The organism is Microcystis sp. LE19-84.1B (assembly GCF_027531875.1).
GTDB lineage: Bacteria > Cyanobacteriota > Cyanobacteriia > Cyanobacteriales > Microcystaceae > Microcystis > Microcystis panniformis.
The window spans coordinates 1-17,803 of sequence record NZ_JAPZSR010000209.1 but is presented as its reverse complement, the minus strand read 5'-3'; the positions used below and the strand labels follow the sequence as shown (position 1 = coordinate 17,803).

Annotated in this window: 18 protein-coding genes; 9 read left to right on the top strand and 9 right to left on the bottom strand. The window is 42.7% G+C overall.

All coding sequences use genetic code 11. The annotated features are described in order from the left end of the window. Window positions 1-140 precede the first annotated feature (140 nt). Complete coding sequence (gene cimA, locus O9324_RS12035) at window positions 141-1,781, bottom strand: citramalate synthase (protein ID WP_288140306.1); 1,641 nt, start codon at window positions 1,779-1,781, stop codon at window positions 141-143. Between the two features lie 62 nt (window positions 1,782-1,843). Here cimA and O9324_RS12030 point away from each other — a divergent pair, with 62 nt between their 5' ends. Continuing rightward, window positions 1,844-2,176, top strand: coding sequence for a 2Fe-2S iron-sulfur cluster-binding protein (locus O9324_RS12030; RefSeq protein WP_287739378.1), 333 nt, complete (start codon window positions 1,844-1,846; stop codon window positions 2,174-2,176). Window positions 2,177-2,287: 111 nt separating this feature from the next. Continuing rightward, window positions 2,288-2,833 (top strand): hypothetical protein, encoded by a 546-nt coding sequence (locus tag O9324_RS12025; RefSeq protein ID WP_072927146.1) that lies wholly within the window; start codon window positions 2,288-2,290, stop codon window positions 2,831-2,833. Here the strand turns inward: O9324_RS12025 and sds are convergent. Then, entirely contained in the window at window positions 2,830-3,801 is a 972-nt protein-coding gene (gene sds, locus O9324_RS12020; RefSeq protein WP_190723425.1) for a solanesyl diphosphate synthase, read from the bottom strand. The two genes, O9324_RS12025 and sds, sit on opposite strands and share 4 nt — an antisense overlap. Before the next feature lie 294 nt (window positions 3,802-4,095). On the opposite strand from sds, the gene O9324_RS12015 reads away from it, so the two are divergent. Then, the gene (locus tag O9324_RS12015; RefSeq protein ID WP_002761731.1) at window positions 4,096-4,791 is read left to right on the top strand and encodes an HAD family hydrolase; all 696 of its coding nucleotides are present in this window, start codon (window positions 4,096-4,098) and stop codon (window positions 4,789-4,791) included. Here the strand turns inward: O9324_RS12015 and O9324_RS12010 are convergent. The 5 genes from O9324_RS12010 to O9324_RS11995 form a co-directional block, all read right to left on the bottom strand. Continuing rightward, complete coding sequence (locus O9324_RS12010; protein ID WP_288140305.1) at window positions 4,788-5,408, bottom strand: CPP1-like family protein; 621 nt, start codon at window positions 5,406-5,408, stop codon at window positions 4,788-4,790. The two genes, O9324_RS12015 and O9324_RS12010, sit on opposite strands and share 4 nt — an antisense overlap. 86 nt (window positions 5,409-5,494) lie before the next feature. After that, window positions 5,495-6,556: a CIA30 family protein gene (locus O9324_RS12005; RefSeq protein ID WP_288140304.1), complete on the bottom strand. Its 1,062-nt coding sequence runs from the start codon at window positions 6,554-6,556 to the stop codon at window positions 5,495-5,497. Between the two features lie 432 nt (window positions 6,557-6,988). After that, window positions 6,989-10,750 (bottom strand): class I SAM-dependent DNA methyltransferase, encoded by a 3,762-nt coding sequence (locus O9324_RS12000; RefSeq protein ID WP_288140303.1) that lies wholly within the window; start codon window positions 10,748-10,750, stop codon window positions 6,989-6,991. A 54-nt stretch (window positions 10,751-10,804) separates the two neighbouring features. Beyond that, window positions 10,805-10,882: an SWIM zinc finger family protein gene (locus O9324_RS27210; protein WP_353737095.1), complete on the bottom strand. Its 78-nt coding sequence runs from the start codon at window positions 10,880-10,882 to the stop codon at window positions 10,805-10,807. A gap of 41 nt (window positions 10,883-10,923) precedes the next feature. Beyond that, window positions 10,924-11,073 carry a hypothetical protein gene (locus O9324_RS11995; protein WP_159291492.1) on the bottom strand — a complete coding sequence of 50 codons (150 nt, stop codon included), beginning with the start codon at window positions 11,071-11,073 and terminating at the stop codon, window positions 10,924-10,926. A 417-nt stretch (window positions 11,074-11,490) separates the two neighbouring features. On the opposite strand from O9324_RS11995, the gene O9324_RS11990 reads away from it, so the two are divergent. After that, window positions 11,491-12,069, top strand: coding sequence for a transposase (locus tag O9324_RS11990; RefSeq protein WP_002761735.1), 579 nt, complete (start codon window positions 11,491-11,493; stop codon window positions 12,067-12,069). Between the two features lie 435 nt (window positions 12,070-12,504). Here the strand turns inward: O9324_RS11990 and O9324_RS11985 are convergent, their stop codons facing one another. After that, window positions 12,505-13,953, bottom strand: a complete 1,449-nt coding sequence (locus O9324_RS11985; RefSeq protein ID WP_288140302.1) for a YIP1 family protein — start codon at window positions 13,951-13,953, stop codon at window positions 12,505-12,507. Between the two features lie 39 nt (window positions 13,954-13,992). Continuing rightward, window positions 13,993-14,424: a hypothetical protein gene (locus O9324_RS11980; protein ID WP_288140301.1), complete on the bottom strand. Its 432-nt coding sequence runs from the start codon at window positions 14,422-14,424 to the stop codon at window positions 13,993-13,995. Between the two features lie 226 nt (window positions 14,425-14,650). On the opposite strand from O9324_RS11980, the gene O9324_RS11975 reads away from it, so the two are divergent. The 5 genes from O9324_RS11975 to O9324_RS11955 all read left to right on the top strand — a co-directional run bounded on the left by O9324_RS11975 (window position 14,651) and on the right by O9324_RS11955 (window position 17,571). Further along, window positions 14,651-16,009 (top strand): lysophospholipid acyltransferase family protein, encoded by a 1,359-nt coding sequence (locus tag O9324_RS11975; RefSeq protein ID WP_288140300.1) that lies wholly within the window; start codon window positions 14,651-14,653, stop codon window positions 16,007-16,009. Window positions 16,010-16,148: 139 nt separating this feature from the next. Further along, the gene (locus O9324_RS11970; RefSeq protein ID WP_052276232.1) at window positions 16,149-16,361 is read left to right on the top strand and encodes a hypothetical protein; all 213 of its coding nucleotides are present in this window, start codon (window positions 16,149-16,151) and stop codon (window positions 16,359-16,361) included. A gap of 15 nt (window positions 16,362-16,376) precedes the next feature. Next, window positions 16,377-16,601, top strand: a complete 225-nt coding sequence (locus O9324_RS11965; RefSeq protein WP_284526053.1) for a hypothetical protein — start codon at window positions 16,377-16,379, stop codon at window positions 16,599-16,601. Continuing rightward, window positions 16,546-16,794 carry a hypothetical protein gene (locus O9324_RS11960; protein ID WP_287107451.1) on the top strand — a complete coding sequence of 83 codons (249 nt, stop codon included), beginning with the start codon at window positions 16,546-16,548 and terminating at the stop codon, window positions 16,792-16,794. Before O9324_RS11965 ends, O9324_RS11960 begins: the two co-directional genes overlap by 56 nt. Window positions 16,795-16,857: 63 nt before the next feature. Then, window positions 16,858-17,571: a polysaccharide deacetylase family protein gene (locus O9324_RS11955; RefSeq protein WP_288140299.1), complete on the top strand. Its 714-nt coding sequence runs from the start codon at window positions 16,858-16,860 to the stop codon at window positions 17,569-17,571. The last annotated feature ends 232 nt before the right edge of the window (window positions 17,572-17,803 follow it).

Below are 17,803 nucleotides of genomic sequence, written 5' to 3'. Positions count from 1 at the left end.
CTGATAACTGATAACTGATAACTGATAACTGATAACTGATAACTGATAACTGATAACTGATAACTGATAACTGATAACTGATAACTGATAACTGATAACTGATAACTGATAACTGATAACTGATAACTGATAACTGTTGCTTAAATTATCCCCAAAGGACAAAATTGACCCGATAATTCTAGTTTATTGTTTTGCAGCAGATATAAACCGTATTCAATTCCTTCTACTACTGCTTGATAGGAAGCTTCCAAAATATTACTAGACACTCCCACGGTTGTCCATCTTTGTTGACCGTTACTCGACTCGATTAAAACCCTAGTTTTCGCTGCCGTCCCCGAACCACTATCGAGGATTCTCACTTTATAATCGGTCAGGTGAAAGTTAGCAATTTCGGGATAGAATTTGACTAAAGCCTTTCTTAAAGCCATATCTAAAGCAGCCACAGGCCCGTTACCCTCGGCCACTTCTAATAAATCTTCCTCTTTTACCTGTACTTTAATGGTTGCGATCGCATTACCACTATCCCGGAGCATATCACAATAAACTTGGAATCCTTTTAATTCAAAAAGGTGGCTTCTCTGTCCCAAAGCTTCCCGCATTAATAACTCAAAACTAGCTTCGGCTGCCTCAAATTGATAACCCTGACTTTCCAAGATTTTTAAACGTTCCAGAATTTGCCGACAGGTGGGATCATCTTTATTTAAATCGATGCCAAAACTGCGCGCTTTCGCTAAGACATTACTTAATCCCGATTGGTCAGAAATGACGATGCGGCGCTGATTACCGATCGCTTCTGGATTAATATGTTCGTAGGTAAGGGGATTTTTCGCCACCGCAGAAACGTGAATACCACCCTTATGGGCAAAAGCGGAACGTCCGACGAAGGGAGCATGATCATCCGGGGCTAAATTGACCATTTCGCTGATTTTTCGGCTAGTTCCCGTCAATCGGCCTAATTGATTTTCTTCTAGGCAAGAAAATCCCATTTTTAACTGAAGATTGGGAATTAAAGTACATAAATTGGCATTGCCGCAGCGTTCCCCATAACCGTTAATTGTGCCTTGAATCATGCGTGCGCCCTCGTTAACTGCCGCTAAGGAGTTGGCTACGGCGGTTCCTGCGTCATTATGGGCATGGATGCCTAATTGAGGCGCATTTTCCTCATCGGGATCGATACCCAATTGCTCCCGCACTTTCTCCACTATAGGGGCGATTTCTTGGGGTAAAGTGCCGCCGTTGGTATCACAGAAAACTAACCATTCGGCCCCAGCATCCCTGGCGGTTTTCAGGGTTAAAAGGGCGTATTCGGGGTTATTTTTGTAACCATCAAACCAATGTTCGGCATCATAAATGACTCGTCTTCCCTGACAGCGTAGATACTCGATCGTGTCCCCTATCATGGCTAAATTCTCCTCTAGACTGGTTTTTAAGCCCTCTGTGACGTGCAGATCCCAAGATTTGCCGAAAATTGTCACCCAACGGGTTCTAGCGGCGAGAATGGCGGTTAACATCGAATCTTCCCGGGCCTCGACATGGGGGCGACGAGTGGAACAAAAAGCGACTAATTCCGCTTGTTTTAGGGGTTCTTCCTGCATTTTCCAGAAAAATTGACCGTCTCTAGGGTTTGCGCCAGGCCAACCGCCTTCGATAAAAGGAATACCCATCCGATCTAATTCCCTGGCGATTTTAATTTTGTCTTCTAGGGAGAGGGAAATACCTTCTCTTTGCGCCCCATCCCGGAGGGTAGTGTCATAGACCCAAATGCGCTTACCATTGTTCATAGAAATAGTCAATAGGTGTTAATATTAATTAATAACTGTAGCGACTTAAAATCACGCCCCTAATGCCTAGAATAACAGTTTACGGTCAAACAATCACCTGCGATCGAGGTGAAAATCTCCGTCGTATATTATTAAAACATGACATTTCTTTGTATAACGGCGGTTCCAAGTTAATCAATTGTCGCGGCATCGGCAGCTGTGGAACCTGTGCGGTGGCAATTGTGGGCGAAGTTTCTGCTATCAATTGGCAGGAAAAAGCGCGTCTTTCTTTACCTCCCCATAACCACGATAATAACCGTCGTCTTGCTTGTCAAGTCAAAGTTTTTGGTGATATCGAAGTTACTAAATACGATGGTTTTTGGGGACAAGGAGACTCAGTGATCACTGATCAGTGATCAGTTTTGAGTTTTCAGTGAACAGTATTAAGTATTAAAGTGTTAAAGTATTAAGTGGCAAGTTCGGAGCCTTCTTTTCACTGTTTACTGTTTACTGATTAAGGTTATCAAATGAACGAGACAATAACTTTTCGGATATCACCAATAATTCGGGTAACTTTATTAAGTTTATATGTGGCGTTAACCATCCCTTTACCCTTTTTAGCAAAAGTCACTAATTCCCCTGTTAATCCCAATTTTCTCTGGGTAGGAATTAGCTTAGGATTAATCGCTTTATACGGAGCTTTAAGTGAAAGAGTCATTTTATCAGAAACAGGGATACAAGTTACCTATCCCCAATGGTTTCCTGCTTTTCTTCGCTCTGGTTGGTGGTTAAATTGGACAGATATAAAAGAACTTAAATGTCGCAGTACAGGACAGGGTGGTTTAGTTTATTATTTCCTTGATCGCTCCTCGGAAAAAGCCTATTTATTGCCGATGCGAGTAGTGGGATTTAATCGCATGGTCAAAATAATCGCAGAAAAAACTAACTTGGATATGACTGATATTCGCCCCCTTTCTCAGCCTTGGATGTATGGAATTCTTTTTATTCTCACCCTATTTTTATTATTAGTCGATGCTTGGACTATTGCTACGGCGAGAACTATTATTCCCTAATAAATTCGGCTCAAAACGTAATCTACTAGCTCGATTAACACATCTTTTGAGGGAGAAGAAGCTAAGCAGTCAAGGTGTTTTAAGGCACTTTGACCGTATTGATCGGCTAATTCTTTTGAGCGAGGAATACCTTGGCTAGAGTGAATAAAATCAAGAGCTTTTTCGATGTCTCCTTCCTGACTAAATTCCCGCTCGATTAACACTTCTATATAGGGATTTTCCTCCATGGCAAAGAGAGCGGGAGCGGTGATATTACCACTGATCAAATCGGAGCCAGAGGGTTTTCCTAATACTTCCGTAGGGGAGGTAAAATCGAGAATATCATCGACGATTTGAAAAGCTAATCCTAAATCGCGACCATAATTATATAAATGATGATTAACTTCAGCTGATTGCTCGCTTAATACCCCGGCCGCTTTGGCACTGTTGGCAATTAAAGAAGCAGTTTTGTAGTAACTTTTTTCTAGATAAGCTGCCAAGGAGATACTGGTATCAAAGCGATTAATTCCCTGTTGAATTTCCCCTTCAGCAAAATCGCGAATCACTTCTGAGAGCAATTTTACCACTTCTAAATTATCTAAATTTGCTAGATACCAAGAGGATTGAGCGAAAAGAAAATCCCCCGCTAAAACCGCCACGCGATTGTCAAATAAACTGTTAACGGTGGGAACACCGCGCCGCAATTCTGCCTCATCTACCACATCATCATGGACGAGACTGGCAGTGTGGATCATCTCCGTGATTTCCGCTAATCGACGATGACGGGGAGTGATATCCCGGTCTAACATGGTAGCGCGAGACACTAACAACACGATCGCCGGTCGAACGCGTTTACCACCGGCCTCGAACAAATGTTCTGCTGCCGCCGCTAAAATGGGATGACGAGCGCCGACGAGGTTTTTTAAGTTATCGGTCAAAAGACGGAGATCATCGTCAACGGGTGCGAATAAAGAAGTTGTTGGGATCATTGGTTAGCCAATTGGCGAGATAGTTACGAAAGTTTACATATCCTTACATTTATTTTAAGCTAACCGTCCAGACTAGGGAAGGGGAAGCATCAGTGATCAGTAAACAGTGAGGGGTTGGGGTTTTAGGGTTTTAGGGTTTTAGTTGAAATTCCCCCACTTCCCACTTCCCCGCTTCCCACACCCCACACCCCACTTCCCTGGTCCCTAATCTTTTTCCCGACAAAACTCTTGTCATTGTCAAGACTCTAGGGTAACTTGTATATAAAAATTAATAAAGCGAGAAGTATTAGAACGATGTTGAGACTAATTAGCGACTTTGACGGCCCGATAATGGACGTATCGGAGCGATATTACCAAGTTTATCAAGACTGTTTACAGAAAACCGCCTATAAAGGTCAAATTATCGGGGAATTATCGAAAGCGGAATTCTGGCAGTTAAAACGGGAGCAGGTTTCTGAGAAGCGTATCGGGGAAATGTCAGGATTAGATGAAGATCAAGCGCGTAAATTTGCCCATCTTCGTCGTCAAACTGTCCATACTTTACCCTATCTTGTCCACGATCGCCCGGTGGTTGGTTCTTTGGAAACTCTCCAGAAAATCCAAGAGTTAAAGATCGATTTAGTCGTGATGACGATGCGGCGGGTATCCGAGCTAGATCATGCCTTTAATCGCCACGATATCGGTCGTTTTTTCGCCGCTAATCGTCGTTATTGTCTAAATAACAATTACACCAAAACCAACGACGTGCGCGACAAAACCCTGCTTATGGCTAAGGCCGCTAAAGAACTGCCGGCGGCTGCCGATACTTGGATGGTGGGGGATACGGAAGCGGATATTGCCGCCGCTAAAAGCCAAAATATTAAGGTTATTGGCGTATTATCGGGGATTCGCAGCCGTTCCCGTTTAGAGAGCTACGAGCCTGATTATATCGTCAATAACCTTGGGGAAGCAGTGGACGTGATCTTAGGCTCCCTACGAGCGATTGGTTAACGGAAAAAACTACTAATCACCCAAAAGATCAGAAAAGTGACGAGCGCATAAATTTGGCGATCGCCGAAGATATGCAAATCAGCCTGGGCCGCTAAACTGGCTAATCCCGCTCCCAGAGCGACTCCTAGCACTAAACCAGCGAGAGTGAATAGTAAGGCGCGGCCAAAACGTTTTTCCTTGCGGTTGAAAAAATAGATATTAACGAAAACGCCAAAAGCTAAGAGCAGCGGTAAGAGGGAGCCACTGGGATCGGGAACTAACAGCGTTATTGCTCCTAAACAAGCGTAAATCACTGCTGGTACACCGATATCCCGTGCAGAAGGTGTATCGATGAGGCTTTTCCACCAGTGAGGAGATTTGCTGCTAGTAACTGGTTTACTTTCCACCGGAATCGTCAGACGTTCAGGAAAACGAATGCGATCGGGAACTTTAATTCTACCCTCCTGTCGCATCCGCAGTCGATCCATGAGGACGGAATCGTAGGCCGACTCGATCAATTCGACAATTTTGCTATCATTTTGATACTGTTGCACCAGTCTTTGTTTGGCCTCTTGAATTTCTTCAAAAGAGGATTCTTCAGTAACCCCAAGTTGTTCGTAGGGATTCTGTTCACTCATGAACATACCTCCTTAATTATGCTCCCGATAGTCATGATCTTAACCCGATGTTCTGTAGTTTAACTTGAGATCCAAGCTTATTTAAATTAATTAAGTTTAGCGAAAATCTGAGCAGAATCGATCGCTTCGTAGGGATAACCACTGGCATCTAAAAGGCTTTTTTCGGCGATTTCTCCTTCTTTAACGATAATTAAGCGGTTTTTGCCCCCGTAGGCTTTAATTGTGACAATTTCTAAAGCAAATAACCCCGGGGAGAAACGGGGATTTATCGCCCCATCGTACTCGAATTTACTCTGCATTAACTGCAAAGCATAGACGCTACTGCTATCAAAGGGTGCTGCATCTCTCATCGTTTTGGCCCGCACCACCGGGATTAAATCGCCAAAGGGAATAGAAATCTTTTGCAGGGTGCGATCAAATGTATCAAAAGAATAACAGTAACCGATGCCATCCCAACGTCCCTCACAACGCAGAATTAATTTATAGCGTTTTCCGTCCCCTTGTACCTGTAATTCTATTCCCTCGTAGTTAGATAAATTTAGGGGAGGATTCAGGTTTCTGGTACGAACTGAGGCAAAACCGCCGTTATTTTCAGTTCTAACGATACCGGAAAAGAGCGCTCGTCCTCCGGTTAGGGTTATCTGACTCTCACTCACTCCTCCCATTACCACATCATCCACCGCACCCCAGATTTCTTTGATATCACTGCTGGGATTGCTAAAGTCAAAGAGGGTTTTTTCGGCGGTTATCCCCGTATTTTTCAAGAAATCGAGTAAATTAGCTAAACTATGGCGGTTATTCTCCCCTTGACAGTAGATAATCTCATCAATCCCCGTGAATAATTGCGGGGTTTGCAGAGCGAATAAATCGACATTTTCAGCCAATAATTGACGTGCAGACTCGATATTATCGACTAAAGCGCGGATTTGATAGTTTTGCTGCTGTAGTTGGGTGATTACTTTTCTACCGATCGCATTTTCCCCACCAATGACTAAAATGGTCTTCATCCCTTGCTCATTTGTTAGCTGATTTTTTTTATCTTCCCCGAAACCGAGCAGCTTTTGCAGACAACTCCACAGGGGAATACTATCAAAATAGTCTAGAGTTTGCCAAAATCTCTGAAAATCCCAGCTTTTTGACTCAGCCATAACTTTTCTCTCCTCAAAAGGTACTGATAAAGTTAGTCTAACCAAACCAGCTTTAATCCTTGCCGCAAAGCTTTCCTTTTCGTCCCTATTTCTTTCGCTCGTTAATTTCTCTGAAAACCCCTATATATATTTAGGCACGGATTCCCATTATATAAAAAGTATAAGTCAAGTCTTGGCTTTTGTCAAGCATTTTGGTTGAGATTCTTTTGGGTGTAAGCTGTACTGAATTTAAATTACTTGTTGAGATAAGGCACTCTTGCAATAGGTAAGAGGAAGGTATAGGGGAAGCGCGGAGATGGGTTTTAAAGTTCGATTGGGAGTTCATAAGAACAAATGTATTAAATTTAAATCCCCCTTAAAAAGGGGGATTTAGGGGGATCAAATTTTTGTCAGTCCTTTGGGATGCTTTTGGGTGCGTTACTACATTTATATTTATTTTATTTCTCCCTCTATTATCCTGATTTCCTCCTCACTTAATCCATACAATTCATACACTATTTGGTTAATTTTTGTTTCTAACTCCTTGACGTCTTTTCCCTTAGCTTCTAAACATTGTTTAACTAGATATTCGATCGCTTGTTTTTGAGTTTCTGTTGCACTAGCGATAGGAAAATCTTTGATAAAAATAGAACTCGGTTCATAAAAATTACCCTGTAATTTTGCTAGTATTTTTTCAAACAAAAACATCAGAACATTAGAATTAAGAATAGCTAGTAAAGTTAGATCATTACAGGAAATAATAAAGGCTTTTTGATTAGTGTAATAACCAGAATTGTCAAAGGTAAATTCGTTACGTTTACATATATTTGGATAAATAATTTTAGGTTGTTCAAATTCTTGCCAATACTTACAAGAACGCAATTCCCAAAAAAAGCGACCTTGATCATCTCTTTTAATTAATTTATCCCGAAATTCTTGAAATCTTGCATAAATTGCGGGATAGGTTTGAGCAAAGATTGCTTCTGCTTCTATTTTACCTTTATCTGACCAAGGATGACTTTTATTTTCCGATGACTCAATTTTAATTAAATACTGTTCAGCGAAATCTATTCGCCATCTTTTTACATCTCGTCCCCGTAGAAAAGGTTTAATAACTTCCTGGGAGGAAGGATGTTCACTAATTAATCTATCGCGGGTGATTTTATCAATCACAAAAGCTTCATTTAAACCTGTTTTAATGCCATAATATAATTTACCTTTTACATATTCTCCCAAAGGAGTACCGACTTTTTGCAATTTAGCCAATAAATCTAAAGTTTGTGAAGATTCTAATTTCCAACCATCAGCAGATAAATTAGCTTGAGTGATGGTTAGATAATCTTGTTCTAGAATTGTAGCAAACTGGGTGATATTTTGATCTCTGTGTTTATCCCAAGCTAAAGCTTTAAACTGATTGCCATCACATTTATCTTTACTTAAAGCGATAATACTGGGATAAGCGGTAGCTTCTTCAAAGACGGGAAAATCACCAAAGTCAATTAAATTAAAAATTTTCGTCGAATTGCTGAGAAGTTGTCTTAATTTTTCTCCGTATCCCGAACGAAAATATTTATTTGAGGAGATATAAGTTAAATAACCTTTAGTTTTGAGTATTTGTAAACCCCTCTCATAGAAATAGACAAATAAATCAGCAATCCCGGTATAGGATTGATAAATTTTCTGCAAGATAGGTTTAATATTTTTGAGTTCCTCCTGTCGGATATAAGGAGGATTGCCAATTACCACATCAAAACCGATAAAATTCCCCTTATCATCTAGAACTTCGGGGAACTCGAAGCGCCATTCAAAAGCATTATGATAAATCTTACCGCTTTCAATCTCCTCTAGTTGCGGACGTAATTTATCAATCTCATTCCTTAACTGACTAATCTTCCTTTCCCGCGCTTTCTTTTCCTTGGGTGACTCCTCAAATAACAAAATTTGATTCTCTAGACTATATAAATCCGTTTCCAAACCGCGCAAGCGCTTTTTCAGAGGATTATCTCCCTGTAAAGTCTGACGAAAACTACTCTTAATCTCACTTATCAATCTCTCCATCTCGCGCTTTTGCGATTTATCCTCCGCGTTGCGATAGACTCTCACCGCATCCTTATAACTCTCGATACTTAAACGATTTTTGCGGGAAAAGACTTGTAAATCATTGGATAACCCAAAGCGACTAATCAGAGAATTGCCAACCTTGATATTAATATCGATATTCGGTAACGTCTCTAACTCGTTGTCTGCTTTGTAGTAAGCATTCTTGAGTAACTCAATCCATAAACGCAACCGACAGATTTTCACCGAGTTGGGATTGATATCAACTCCAAAGAGACACCCCTCAATCAGACGCTGTTTTTCCTGAAATAAAGTCTCCTGTACGCGCTGACTTTCTCGGTTGCGGGGATTATACTCAAACAGATTACCGTCATCATCGGTGACGATTAACTCATCGTTCACCACCTCAACCCGATAATCCCTGAGAGTTTTCCCCTCTTTATCCACTAAAATCTGTAACTCACTCTTAATCGCGATTATCTCGTTCAAAGCAGAAACAAGAAAATGTCCCGAACCCACCGCAGGATCACAAATTTTGAGACTATTGATAATAGCATTGGCTGCCGTTTTGTCTTTGATGCGGTTATACACATCCTCGATTGTCTGACAATCCCATCCCTGACTCTGGTTAAATTTCTCTATCACTGCGCGTCGAATCGTTTCCCGACACATATACATAGTGATGAAACCGGGGGTGAAAAAGGAACCATCCTTATATCCGTTGATTTTCTCGAAGATTAATCCCAACACTGACGCATTGATAAGAGTCTTGTTATCCTCCTGTATCGCTTCCCCACCTTCGCTGCTAAAATCGTAGGCGCTGAGAAACTCGAATAGGTATGCTAAAGCGTTGATTTCTCCTGTTCGCTTTTTCCCCTGACTATCCTTTAAGACTGTTCCTGCAAAAATCTCTAGGTTCTCCGAACGCAGGTTACTGATAACTATGGTTGATTGTTCTAATTCCGTCGGTTCAAATAGGGAACTGTTGAGATAGGGAACCTGAGTATGGGGATTCTGGATGTCTTTGCTTCTTTCTGACTGTTTTTTGGCTAAGACGCTGAAAAATAAGCGATTTAAGTCGTCATAGTCGGCAATTTTGCTTAAATTGAGAAACCCTAACGATTTATCCCCCCGATGATACCTAATTATCTGCGCTTCCAATAGTTTGAGGAAGAGGATTCTATTTATCCAGGTTATCCCCAACTCTAAACCGATATTCAATAGTCTCTCCTCCTCCGTCTCCCCAAATTCTTCGGGATTGGGTAAACGAGAGATTTTATCTAAACTCTCTACTTGACTGATAGCGTTCTCTAGCAGCGAACCGGGTTGACGCGCTGCCGGTTGCAGACGTTGGATGAGTTTTTTCCCTCCCTCTTTTATCTCTGTCAATCCGATGATATGCAGCAGTTCACTATAAAAGTTTTTGTCGAGACTGTTGCTATCGTTCGCAAAGGGGAGTTTTAAGAGGTGTTCGGGAGAAAAGATTTTATAGAGACTGATGAGGTTATGTTCGTCCTCCCAGATGGTTTGGGTGTATTCCCGCAAGTCAAAATGGGTGTATGTCAGGGAATCGAGTCTGGAGTTAAGGAAGGGTTCCCCTATCTGTTTATAGAAGAAGTCGGTGGTTTTTCCCGTTAGTCTCCCCGTCTCAAAGTCATTAAACTGTCTGACAAGTTCCTGATTTTGTGCGAATAGTCTCTCGAAGATATTCCCATCGAAGATAAACCACTCATATATATTGGTAGCAATCAGGTGTTTTATCTCTAGGTTTTTCTCGGTTATTCTTTCCCGTAGGAAGTAGAGGAGTAATTCCTGTAATGCTTTACAGTTGAGTTTGTCTCTCCGCAGCATCTCGCTTTTATTGCTGGGTTTCTTCACTTCCAATATCACCCCCACGGAATCCCGCGACTCTTTCCCATTATGGATGACTAAATCATTCCTTCCCTTGGTGTTGATGAAATGTTGGGGACTATAGTAGCTGTGTTTGAGAAAGTCTGCAAGCAGGTTTTTGTGGAACTCCTCCGATTCTGTCTCGTTTATACTCCCCAAAAGTTGTTCTAGGTGGGTTTGAAACTTCTCCACCTGACTACGACTCGGTTTGACTCTTAGGAATGCTTTGTTTAATGCTTGTCGGGGAGAGAAATTTTCCGTCTTCATACCTTATATCCTTATTCCTACCCATCCCGGTTTTGGAGTCTATTTTTTTCTCTCTTATCTTCCCTCAAAAACCATATATATATGGGCGCACGGATTCCCATTATATAAAAAGTCTAAAGCAAGTCTCGCCATTTGTCAAGGGTTTTGAGAAAAAAATCGAGCCGATTTTATAATCACCGTAACAACAATTCAGATCGTAGGGATAATTCCGTAGGGATAATTCCGTAGGGATAATTCCGTAGGGATAATTCCGTAGGGATAATTCCGTAGGGATAATTCCGTAGGGATAATTCCGTAGGGATAATTCCGTAGGGATAATTCATGAATTATCCCTACTCAGGAATGCTTTGTTTAATGCTTGTCGGGGAGAGAAATTTTCCGTGTTCATACCTTTATCCCTATTCCTACCCATCCCGGTTTTGGAGTCTATTTTTTTCTCTCTTATCTTCCCTCAAAAACCCTATATATATGGGCGCACGGATTCCCATTATACATAAAGTCTAAAGCAAGTCTCGCCATTTGTCAAGGGTTTTGAGAAAATCTCCCCACTTCCCAAGATGTGAGGGAAATTGCCAGTAAGTTTGCAGGGGTAGAAAGGTTAAAGGAAGCGGTCGCAACGCGCTCGCTACGCGAGACCGAGCAGTTACAATTATTGTTATCTTCAGCTTGATCTTATTTTACTAAATAGCCAAAAACTAAAATAAGATTCCTATTTATTGTCCTGACAAGGAGATGAATAAATGAATAACTTTTCTGATAAACCCCATCGTCGTTCCTTAAGATTATCTCACTATGATTATTCTCAATCGGCTGCATATTTTGTGACAATCTGTATTAAAAATAGTGAAAATTTATTAGGGGACATACAAGATAACGTCATGAATCTTAATCAATTTGGTCAAGTTGTTAAGGATATTTGGCATAGTTTAGATACTCGTTATAAAGAAGTTATTTTAGATGAATTTGTGATTATGCCTAATCATATTCACGGAATAATATTTATTGATAACCCATTAGAGATAATTCATGAATTATCTCTACCAGAGGAAAGGCGAAAAATGTTGTTACCTAAAGTGGTTGGTTATTTTAAAATGAATAGTGCTAAACTGATTAATCAATTGCAGAGTACTCAAGGTCAATCGGTTTGGCAAAAGAATTATTATGAACATATTATCCGTGATGAGGTTTCCTTAACGAAAATTAGAGAATATATTGTTAATAATCCTTTAAAATGGCATCAAGATATCGAAAATCAGCAAGTCAAACCTAGTCAGGAGGAAGTTCAGTTTTGGCAAAGCTTCGGTAGAAAGGATTTATAATCACTGTAACAACAATTCAGATCGTAGGGATAATTCCGTAGGGATAATTCCGTAGGGATAATTCCGTAGGGATAATTCCGTAGGGATAATTCATGAATTATCCCTACTCAGGAATGCTTTGTTTAATGCTTGTCGGGGAGAGAAATTTTCTGTCTTCATACCTTTATCCCTATTCCTACCCATCCCGATTTTGGAGTCTATTTTTTTCTCTCTTATCTTCCCTCAAAAACCCTATATATATGGGCGCAGGGATTCCCATTATACATAAAGTCTAAAGCAAGTCTCGCCATTTGTCAAGGGTTTTGAGAAAAAAAATCGAGCCGATTTGATAAGAGGGAACAGGTATTGGGCTGGAATTGGCGAGGATAGCCCCAAACCAGTGTTAAATAGCCATGATCAGTCAATCTCAATTTTTCTGGGGAACTTTGAGAGCAGCTAAGGAAAAGAGATTAATTTAGCCACAGTGTCCACGGTTTGCTGGCGACAGGTGCGACCATCGGCGAGGGTTCTTTCACCGTCCATATAACCCATAACCCCGTTATGATGGGTAGGTCCCAGGGAGATAATCTTGATAATGCCGAGACGACGAGCTTGATTCCAGTAGGAAAGCCAAGCGATCGGCCAGCGTTCGGGAAAAATCGTCCGACCGATCGGTTCTACCGTATCCCGTTCACCGACTAAATGATAGAACCGATCCAACTGCAAAAAACCGACATTGCCGCTAAAAACCCCCCCTAGAGAAATCATTTCGATGGGTACTTTCAGGAATTTTTTGAGATAGATAATTGCACCCAAGGAAACCTGAGCGCCGCCACTATAACCGATAAAAGTAATTGGTATCTTACTGCCCAAGGGATAATCATTGTGTAGTAATGCCTCGAGAATCACTCCCGCCGAACCCTGATTAAAAATTGGTCCGTAGCGATCATCGGCCGAAACCACGATCTTAAATAAATTCCGCAGATTGATTAAAGCCATTACACCGTTATGCCCTTTCTGACCGTTTGTTTCCACCCATTGCCAGAAACCGGCTAGAGGGCGCTCGGAATCGGTTAAGGCGCGATTAGTGGTGGAATAGGGCATAATATTGCCAACGATCCGCACTTGCGCCGGTAAAATCCCGTATAATTCGGCGAGAAAATTTTGAGCGTAGGGTTTCAAGCGAGTGGACTCCTGACATATCCCGTCGAGATAGACGATATAACGCTGCACTTGGTTTTGGGGTGGTGCTAGTTGCTGCCAGGGTTCCTCGGCATAGACGCGACTGGGACTGTACCAACCGGCCCACCAACCCAAGGCTTCTAGAGGCGAGGTCAGTGCTTCTAGAAATAAACCCAGGAACAGTAATAATAGACTAAATCCGATCAGATCGAAGGTCAGTCGCACGGCATCATCAAGGGCAAAAAATCCTTCCTGTAGCCAAGTTTTGGCGGGAGAAAATAGGAGAATTAAACATAAACCTAAAAAACCTAGCCCAACATATTCTAGAACTGTTTTGAGATTTTGAGTTTTTACTACTTCTAAATGATGACCGATTCTGAGAAAATTTTTACTAATTGGTGAGATAAAAAGAGACATTTCCGTGAGATAATTGTGCCAAAGGGCTTCGTTTTTCGTCTTTTCTTCCTCTGTTTCCTCGCTGGTATCTTTTTCTAGGTCTTCTGGGTTGATTCCCGAATCAACAATTTTTTGCAAGTGTTTTTTATCGATCACTAATTCGACCCCTAATAATTTTTCTGTCAGCCAATGGACAGCAAAAATAAAGGGATAACCGATAGTTCTCTGGAAAACTAAAAGGACAAGAAAACCTAATAAAGAGGCGATGAAAGCATGAAGTAAAGAAATATTGAGGAGAACGGTTAAACCCACGGCCAGGGCTGCCACACTCCAGAGGATTAATAAGATATAGATCGCCCGGCCAGCCTAGGGAAGAGCGATCGCTAATCCGAAGATAAAGGGTGCGTAACTAAATCCTAGGGTACTGGCCACCTCAAATAGGCGGGTATCACCCCGAAATAAGAGGATAGTGACTAGCCAAAGTCCAGCGGCCCAAATGCCAAAATTAAAAGCGTAGAGAATAGAAGTAATTAATAAACTAAAAATAAAGCGGCTGGGGGGAATCCGGTTAATAAATAAGACAAAACTTTGTCTGATCGCCTCGGAAACACTAGCGATAAAGACAACGATAATCGCTTCTTCCAAACCAAAGCGCAGGGATTTAATGGTGACGAAAGCGCGGGGATCGAGAACCAGTACACCGAAAAGGGTCGGCCAGGAAGGGGCAAGAAATAAAAGCAGCAATCCAGCGATTCCTAGTAATCCCAAAAGAGCCAAGGCTTGAATCAGTTGTTTCACGGGCGTTGTTAAAGTTAGATCGGTTAATTTTGAGAAGGTCAGAGCGGGCGGTCGCAACGCGCTCGCTACGCGAGATCGAGGTTTACCGGCGGCTAGTTTGTCCGCCGATACTTAGAATCATTGAAGATGGAAAAAAATCAAATATCATCTTAAGTGAACCGATAATTTTCTCCGGCTCCGCTGAAAATCCTTGATTCTGTCCTATCCATAATAAACTCATTCTCCGATGACAAAACCTATCCGCGCCCAATCACCGCTAAAATTTCTCGCCCCCCATTTTAACCCCTTGGTCTTGGCGGCAATTTATCGGCTGTTGCCCTTCTATTTGCGATCGCAATGTCAGATTGAGCGGGTGGAAGGGGAAAATAGCGAAATTCTCGTCGATTGTTACGGCCGTTTCCAAGCTGGACAGTTGCGGTTTCTGCTTGCCTATCGTCATTCCAGCACTAACGATCCCCCCTCCTTGATCCATTATCTTCATAGCAACCTGCCTAAAATAGCTGCCAATGAGGGAATAAGTTTAAATAAGCCAGTTTTTGGCTATTTTCTCTACGATCGAGGGATTCCCCTCTGGGCAGGTCCAGTGGCTAATTGGCTCTTACCGGCGATCGGTGGCGTTCCCGTGATCCGCGGTCGTCCCGATTTCGGCTGTTTGCGTACCCTGCGCCATCTCTACGTTCGCGGGCAATTTCCCTTGGCCATTGCGCCGGAAGGCTATACCAACGGTCACGGCGAACTGGTCAGTCGTTTAGAATTGGGCTGCGCTCAAACCAGTTTTTGGTGTGTCGAGGCTCTGGTGGCAGCGGGGGAGAATCAGCAGCTGTCTATTGTCCCCATCGGTGTGAGGTATCAGTATTTAGAAAATCCCTGGCCGAAGATTTGGCAACTCTGTCGGGCGATCGAGCGCGAATGCGGTTTTCCTCCGGGAGATGGGGCCAATCGGCAATTAGAAAACTCTCTCTCATCGAGGGAATGGAATCCAGAGCAGCAATTGACCCCAGAGGAAGAGGCCCTACTCTACCCGAAACTATTGCGTATTGCTGAATATTTATTAGAACAAATGGAAAGTTTTTATCGGCGTTTCCATACCGCCATTCAGTTAGAGGAACAAGCGGCAAAGTTAGCCAATTTGAGTCCGATCGAGGGATTAACCCTGCGTTTACAGGGATTGATGGACGCAGTATTAAAAATGTTGGAGGGATATCTGCAAATGCAGCCCCATAGCGGTCGCAACGCGCTCGCTACGCGAGATCGCAATTTGCTCGAACGCGCCCAGGATATCGAGGATACGGTCTGGGATTGGATCTATCGTCGGGACGTGGACATCCAAACCCTCTCGGACGTGGAAAGGGGTTTGGCGGCTCTAGTCGCGTCGGAAGCGCATCAACATCTCTGGCACATGAGATGGGTGGAGAATTTTGTCGTCGTCACCGGTCATTATCTAGGGTTTGCTGAAAAAGTTTTTCCTGGGGGTAGGAGTCAGGAGTCAGGAGTCAGTAGCCGGTCGTCGGTCGTTTCAGGCTTTGTTGCCCTCTTTTTTTGTACCAGTTTATGTACTACGAGGAGAATAATGCAAGGTTTTTGAATGTCCCAATCCTATTTTCTTGCACTAACATCAGATTTTAACAGGTCAAAAGCCTTATTTTCAAAGGGTTTTACCATTATTCAGCAAGTCCTATCTACAAAATAAACCCACCGCTAGAAGGTTTGCAGAGACTTTATTGATGATTAATGCCCTGATTCACGAAATTACGGGCAAAGGCCAAGCTCGGCCGGCAATTGCACCACAAAAGGCGATAATTACCGTAGCAGAACCCCTCGATGTGACGGCACGCTGGCACAGCACCTATCAACGGGACGGGGCAGCCAAAAAACAAGCGGTGCGAGAATTAACTAGCACCTTAAAAAAATCTTTAGAATCGATGACAAACCCTTGACATTAGAAACTAAATATGATAAGAAGACTAGGAACTTTACCCACGATCGCCGTTATCAGCGTCATCGCGATCATTGTGTTGCTGAATGTCTTGGTGGCTTGGTTTCATTATAACGCTCTGGTAGTTCTCCCCCCCGAACATCGCCGGTTTCCACCAGTATGGATGTGGTTGATGATCATCCCGATTGTTCACACGGTTTTTATCTGGATTATCTCAGCTTTCAAGCTACCAGCATCCTAATCGCTCGGCTCTAGGAGAAAATGCACACCGGTTTGGTAGTTGTAATCAGCGTCTGGGATTAGCTTGGGCGATCGTGGCCACTACCCTATTTTTACCCGTAGTTGATATCCTCAGTTTTGTGGCCTATGTGGTTTTAATGATTATTTATTGGCAGAAACTCAACAAAATGCAGAAATATCTCCTACAGAAATAATCTTTCAGTGACTGGCCCGTAATTGCTAATTTTTGCTTTTCCTCTCATCCCTTACTTTCCCGAATGAGCATTGCCAAATTAATTGTCTCGATCGTCGCTCGACTTTTTCCGGGGGCAATTTTCTATCAACCGACAGGAGAGAAAATTATCGCTCTTACCATCGATGATGCACCCACCCCCAACGATCCCGAAGGAAAATCCACCGATCGCATTTTAGCAGCGATCGCAACTCATAATCGAGAAAAAGCCAGCCCAGCAACCCCCGTCAAGGCGACTTTTTTTCTGATCACAGGACACCTGCAACCGAACTCCACCTTGATTGAGCGTCTAATCGCCCAAGGTCACGAAATCGCTAATCACGGCACCCAAGATCTCCGCACCAGTCAACTGGCTGCCGACGCTTTTGCTAGTCAGTTTCGGGAAGCTAACGATATTTTAAGTCGTCTTACCGGTCAAGCACCGCGCTGGTATCGTCCCGGTCAAGCCTTCTATAATCAATCTATGCGCTCGTTTTTGGGGAAATTCCCCGGCTACGAGTCCCGATTTGCTCTCGCTTCCATGATTCCTTTAGATACCAGAAAAGGAACGAATCATCCTCAATTTACCACTTGGTATATCTCGCAATTTATTTTCCCCGGGGCGATTTTAGTGCTTCACGGTGGTTCCCCCGAAAGAGATGAGAATACGGCGATCGTGCTGAAGAATTTATTAGCGAAATTACACGATCGAGGTTATCAGGTGGTGACTCTCAGCCAATTAGTTGATCACAAACGTTAAGTAGGGTTTGCGGCAAAAAGTTTTTCCTGGGGGCAGGGTGTGACCCCCCCAACCCCCCCGACATCGGGGGGGCAGGTAGGGTGTGGGGTATGGTGCGATTCGTTGGCTAGAAACTAGACAGTAAGACGTTTAGAGGATTAGCCGCTTGGTAAATGTAGTACCTTGATAACTTTATAACCATACAGGTGCGGGTTAGTAATAACCTTAGTCCTGTCCTCTAGATGCCTAGAGT

Excerpts from the sequence above, each read along its gene's own strand:
- O9324_RS11970 (WP_052276232.1), top strand. The coding sequence starts at position 16,149 with ATGATTAATGCCCTGATTCACGAAATTACGGGCAAAGGCCAAGCTCGG.
- O9324_RS11955 (WP_288140299.1), top strand. The coding sequence starts at position 16,858 with ATGAGCATTGCCAAATTAATTGTCTCGATCGTCGCTCGACTTTTTCCG.
- sds (WP_190723425.1), bottom strand. The coding sequence starts at position 3,801 with ATGATCCCAACAACTTCTTTATTCGCACCCGTTGACGATGATCTCCGT.
- O9324_RS27210 (WP_353737095.1), bottom strand. The coding sequence starts at position 10,882 with ATGGCGAGACTTGCTTTAGACTTTTTATATAATGGGAATCCGTGCGCC.
- O9324_RS11965 (WP_284526053.1), top strand. The coding sequence starts at position 16,377 with ATGATAAGAAGACTAGGAACTTTACCCACGATCGCCGTTATCAGCGTC.
- O9324_RS12005 (WP_288140304.1), bottom strand. The coding sequence starts at position 6,556 with ATGGCTGAGTCAAAAAGCTGGGATTTTCAGAGATTTTGGCAAACTCTA.
- O9324_RS12000 (WP_288140303.1), bottom strand. The coding sequence starts at position 10,750 with ATGAAGACGGAAAATTTCTCTCCCCGACAAGCATTAAACAAAGCATTC.
- O9324_RS11995 (WP_159291492.1), bottom strand. The coding sequence starts at position 11,073 with ATGAATTATCCCTACGGAATTATCCCTACGGAATTATCCCTACGGAAT.
- O9324_RS11990 (WP_002761735.1), top strand. The coding sequence starts at position 11,491 with ATGAATAACTTTTCTGATAAACCCCATCGTCGTTCCTTAAGATTATCT.
- O9324_RS12030 (WP_287739378.1), top strand. The coding sequence starts at position 1,844 with ATGCCTAGAATAACAGTTTACGGTCAAACAATCACCTGCGATCGAGGT.
- O9324_RS11975 (WP_288140300.1), top strand. The coding sequence starts at position 14,651 with ATGACAAAACCTATCCGCGCCCAATCACCGCTAAAATTTCTCGCCCCC.
- cimA (WP_288140306.1), bottom strand. The coding sequence starts at position 1,781 with ATGAACAATGGTAAGCGCATTTGGGTCTATGACACTACCCTCCGGGAT.
- O9324_RS12025 (WP_072927146.1), top strand. The coding sequence starts at position 2,288 with ATGAACGAGACAATAACTTTTCGGATATCACCAATAATTCGGGTAACT.
- O9324_RS12010 (WP_288140305.1), bottom strand. The coding sequence starts at position 5,408 with ATGAGTGAACAGAATCCCTACGAACAACTTGGGGTTACTGAAGAATCC.
- O9324_RS12015 (WP_002761731.1), top strand. The coding sequence starts at position 4,096 with ATGTTGAGACTAATTAGCGACTTTGACGGCCCGATAATGGACGTATCG.